This window comes from Paenibacillus sp. 01L418, assembly GCF_056400045.1.
Genome location: NZ_JBFTSN010000460.1, coordinates 1 through 4,808, shown reverse-complemented (window position 1 = coordinate 4,808; position 4,808 = coordinate 1). Strand labels below are relative to the sequence as shown.

5 protein-coding genes are annotated in these 4,808 nt (G+C 43.9%); all 5 read right to left on the bottom strand.

The window, feature by feature from the left end; translation table 11 throughout:
• Positions 1 to 698, bottom strand: a 698-nt coding sequence (locus AC1DSE_RS30310) for a carbon-nitrogen hydrolase family protein (RefSeq protein WP_477528706.1), incomplete at its 3' end; no start/stop codon positions are given.
• Between the two features lie 24 nt (positions 699 to 722).
• Positions 723 to 1,994 carry a HAMP domain-containing sensor histidine kinase gene (locus tag AC1DSE_RS30305; RefSeq protein WP_477528705.1) on the bottom strand — a complete coding sequence of 424 codons (1,272 nt, stop codon included), beginning with the start codon at positions 1,992 to 1,994 and terminating at the stop codon, positions 723 to 725.
• Positions 1,995 to 2,077: 83 nt separating this feature from the next.
• Positions 2,078 to 2,776 (bottom strand): response regulator transcription factor, encoded by a 699-nt coding sequence (locus AC1DSE_RS30300; RefSeq protein WP_076265833.1) that lies wholly within the window; start codon positions 2,774 to 2,776, stop codon positions 2,078 to 2,080.
• Positions 2,777 to 2,979: 203 nt separating this feature from the next.
• Entirely contained in the window at positions 2,980 to 4,530 is a 1,551-nt protein-coding gene (locus tag AC1DSE_RS30295) for an ABC-F family ATP-binding cassette domain-containing protein (protein WP_477528704.1), read from the bottom strand.
• 86 nt (positions 4,531 to 4,616) lie between these two features.
• Positions 4,617 to 4,808: hypothetical protein (locus tag AC1DSE_RS30290; RefSeq protein WP_477528703.1), on the bottom strand; the 192-nt coding region annotated here is incomplete at its 5' end.

Here is a 4,808-nt window from a genome sequence, read left to right as displayed (position 1 = left end):
TCGTTTGGAGCAATAATAGCAGCTTGACCAAAATTTGCACGCATCAGATCAACTTTACGAAGAGAGCCAACTGTACCTGTTGTTACGATATATACTTGATTCTCAACTGCTCTAGCATGGCAGCAGTATCTTACGCGATAGAACCCATGACGATCATCTGTGCACGAAGGACAGAAAATGACATCTGCACCTTTAGCACGGGCCATTCGAACGATTTCGGGAAATTCAATATCGTAGCAAGTAAGCATCGCGATGGTACCATATGCGGTCTCGAATACCTCAAGACCTTCACCTGCCGACATATTCCAGCCTTCTACTTCTGGTGGCGTAATGTGGATTTTATGCTGAACGTCAATTTTCCCATCGGGATGAAAAAGATGCGCAGCATTGCGCAAACTTCCATCCGCTTGTTTTATCACGTGGGTGCCTCCAACAATGTAAACCTCATATTCAGCAGCAAGTGAGTGAAAGAGAGCAAGATAATCCTCCGTGAATTCAGGAAGCCGATCAATAGGAAGCGCTACGCCCTGCTCATCTCCAATCGACATCAATTGGGTTGTCAGAAACTCAGGAAACAAAATAAATTGTGCCCCGTATTCCGAGGCATTGCGTACATAATGTGTTACTTGTTCTGCGAATTGCTCAAACGAATTTATATCAGCAAGCTTATACTGAACGGCTGCCGTACGAAACTTCATTCGTTAAATCCTCCAATCGTATCGTTATTGTTTGCGCTGTTTAAATTGCAAAGTAATCGTCGTGCCCAAATCCGGCAGACTAAACACATCTACCTTTCCTTCATGCAAATCTATGATTCGTTTGGCAATGGACAAGCCGAGACCTACTCCGCCTGTTGTGCGGCTTCTGGCTCCATCCACACGGTAGAAACGCTCGAATAGATGCGGAATTTCGTTTTCTGGAATGCCCATTCCTTTATCCTTAACCTCGATTTTCACGATATGTCTAACGAGTGTAATCGTAATATCGATCGGGTCCTTCGAATATTTAATCGCGTTATCGAGCAAAATGACGAGCAGCTGCCTGATTTTGTCCTTGTCTCCAACCATACGCACCGCCTTGGACATCGCTTTCACTCGAATCGGTCTGCCGAACGTCGTTTGCAGCATCGTTGCTAGCTCATCAACCACTTGAACAACATCAAACAGCTCCTGCTTTAGCCAATCCTCCTGCTCTGCCTCAGCGAGCATAAGCATGGATTTTGTTAAGTTTTGCAGACGATTAGCTTCTTTATCGATTGCTTCAATCGCTTCATTTCGCAAGCTCTCATCATCACGTCCCCAACGCTTTAACATACCAGCATAGCTGCTGATGACAGTTAGAGGGGTTTTGAGCTCATGAGAAGCATCTGCTACGAATTGCTTCTGCTTAGCAAATGTGCGGTCAAGTCGTTCAATCATCTGATTAAATGCACGAACGAGCTGCAGAAGCTCAGCAGATTCCTCGCGGTTGCTAAGCTCGATTTGTCTAAGCTTCCCGCTTCGGTCAATTTCTCGCATCGTATTAACCATTTGCTGAATCGGCGCCGTTAGTCTTGAAGTAAACCAATACGTTCCGAATATGGCAAACAAAATGGCACCGCCGCTCGTGACGCTTAACGCTGCGACCAGCACCTGCAAATAATTGTCCAATTCATCTAGTATTCGATTAATTTCAAGCATTGCAATAACACGATTGCCGTCATATAACGGAACTCGCATGAACAAAATTCGTTCTCCGCCCTTCGTGATCATCCCGGTATGGTGATGCACCTCAAAGGTCGCTGGCAGCTGCTGCAGAAGCTCATCCGTTCCTGTTATATTTACAACCCTGTTATTAGGCGCAATGATGCGGATCATTTCGTTTACGTTGTAATACTCATTGAGCAGCTCCGGATAGTTTAATCCTCGGCCGCTCTGAATTCGGGGATTCTCAAGCATGAGATTCACCTTATTCGCAATGACCTCTTCTTCACTTTCAGTCGTTATTTTGATCACATAGAAATACACAAAAATATTAAATAGAATCAAAATAAATATAAGCCAAAAAATGGTGAAAAGCGTAAACCGTTTGCGGAGTGTCAYGCATCGGGCTCCTTTATCATATAACCTACTCCTCGAACCGTATGAATAAGCTTATGACGATAACCCTTGTCCAACTTCTGACGCAAATAACGGATATAAACATCTACTAAATTTGTTTCACCGATAAAATCATATCCCCAAACTTCGGATAAAATATCTTCACGCGATTTCTCATCATTTTTGTTTTCCACAAGGTATACGAGCAGCTCGAATTCACGCGGCGTTAGCTCGATCAAAATATCTTTGCGATAAACCTTACGCGTGCGCAGCTCGATCGTTAAGTCGCCAACCTTGATCATGTCAGATCCTTCCGCTTCCTTCGGATACTGCTGGAATATACGTAAAATGTTGCGAACCCGCGCCAACAGCTCCTCCATTGCGAACGGCTTTGTAATATAATCATTTGCTCCATGCTCGAATCCACTTACTTTATCCGGTACGGTGTCGCGTGCAGTCAACAATATAATAGGTACAGGATTTCCTGCTTGTCGCAGTAATCGCAGCACTTCAATTCCGCTCATCTCAGGCAACATGACATCGAGCAAAACAAGCTCCCATTCACCTGTCGAAGCCATTTCATATCCGGTTCTGCCATCAGCGGCAGTTCCTACGGTATACCCCTCATGCTCAAGCTCAAGTTGTAAAATTCGGGAAATACCCGCTTCATCTTCGACGACTAGAATACGTTCTTTCATTCTAGAGGTTCACCTGCTTCCAGTTGTAAATAATATTAATGCCGTTAATCAACCATATCTTCTTCTATAAATACGGTTAAATTTATCATAATGAAGACCTATCACAAATGCAAGCAAGCCGATCTACAAGAAGAGTAGACCGGCAATTGCCACGGAGGGTGTTTATCTTCACGAAGATAAAGGATATTAAGCTAAAACCACTCCTAGTTTTGCATCGACCATGCTTCTACATCCCATGTTTTGGTAGCCATATCCTCGTAAAATTCCGGTTCATGAGATACAAGCACGACAGTACCTTTATAAGCCTTAAGAGCACGCTTCAATTCCGCTTTAGCCACAACGTCCAAATGGTTCGTCGGCTCATCGAACAGAATCCAGTTGCTCTCGCGCATCATAAGCTTGCATAGACGAACCTTCGCTTGCTCGCCGCCGCTCAGCTGGTTAAGCGAACGTGTAATATGTTCATTTTTCAAGCCACAGCGTGCAAGGGCACCCCGAACCTCTGATTGGGTCATGAAGGAGAACTCATCCCATACATCCTCAAGCGGCGTCATGGTCGGAGCTTTTGCTTCTTGCTCAAAGTAAGCAGGATTTAAATAATCGCCCAGATAGGTTTTGCCGTCAAGCGCTGGAATTACGCCTAAAATGGTTTTGAGTAGTGTAGATTTACCAACGCCGTTGCATCCTACGATAGCAATCTTATCACCACGTTCAATGACCATGTCCATTTTTGGCAGCAGAGGTTTATTGTAACCGATGACCATGCCCTCTGCTTCAAATACAGTCTTGCCGCTCGTTCTCGATTCTTTAAAGTTAAACGTTGGTTTTGCCGCTTCTTCCGGTTTATCAATACGATCAATACGATCAAGCTGCTTCTCGCGGCTCTTAGCACGTCCTGATGTTGAAGCGCGTGCTTTGTTTTTTTGAATAAAATCCTCTTGCTTTTTAATAAAATCCTTTTGTTTCTCGTATGCGTCGATGTGCTGCGCCTTGTTCAGGTCAGCCATTTCAAGAAATTTATCATAATTGGCCGAATAGCGTGTCAGCTTCGTAAATTCAAGATGGTAAATCACGTTGACCACTTGATTCATAAAGCTCGTTTCATGTGAAATAAGAACAAACGCATGCGGGTAGTTTTTCAAATAGTTAGTTAGCCAATTGATATGCTCTTCATCCAAATAGTTCGTAGGCTCATCGAGCAGTAGAACACCTGGTTTTTCAAGAAGCAGCTTCGCTAGCAGTACCTTTGTCCGCTGACCGCCGCTAAGTGCAGTAACATCACGATCAAGTCCAMTCGCATTCAGACCTAGCCCGTTTGCCATCTCATCGACTTTTACATCAATTAAATAGAAATCGCCGATCTCCAGCTCTTCCTGAATCTCACCCATACGTGTAAGCAGCTCATCTAATTTATCTGAATCTGCATCGCCCATTTGAGCTGCAATATTGTTTAGCTCTTCTTCCAATAGCAGCAAAGGTAAAAAAGCATCCTTCAGTACATCACGGATCGTTTTACCTGCTTCAAGCTTCGTATGTTGATCCAAGTAGCCGTAACGAACACGCGGTGTCCATTCGACCTTTCCTTCATCCTTCAACAGTTTGCCTGTTAAAATATTCATCAGTGTTGACTTGCCTGTACCATTCGCACCGACTAGGCCAACATGCTCTCCATCCAACAAACGGAAGGCTACATTTTTAAAAAGCACACGATCTCCGAACGTATGTGATAATTGCTCAACTGTTAACAAACTCATTTGTCTTTATCTCCATTCATATATGAACCATAGTTATAGCTTGTGAAATGTGTCGTTTTGCCCGTATCATTGTACCACAAAAATGGTCATTTTGTGTTCATTTCCTTATAAAGGAGCTGTAAAATGGGCGAAAGCGCATGATTTAATCGTTTATTTAAGCGCGATTCATCCGTTGCCCAGAGCCCTTTCCATTGCAAAGAAAGCAGCGTCTCTTCAGGAAGTCGCGGCACGATGGCTAACGGCTTGTCAGGAAATAAGGAAAGCCACTCATTCCGACC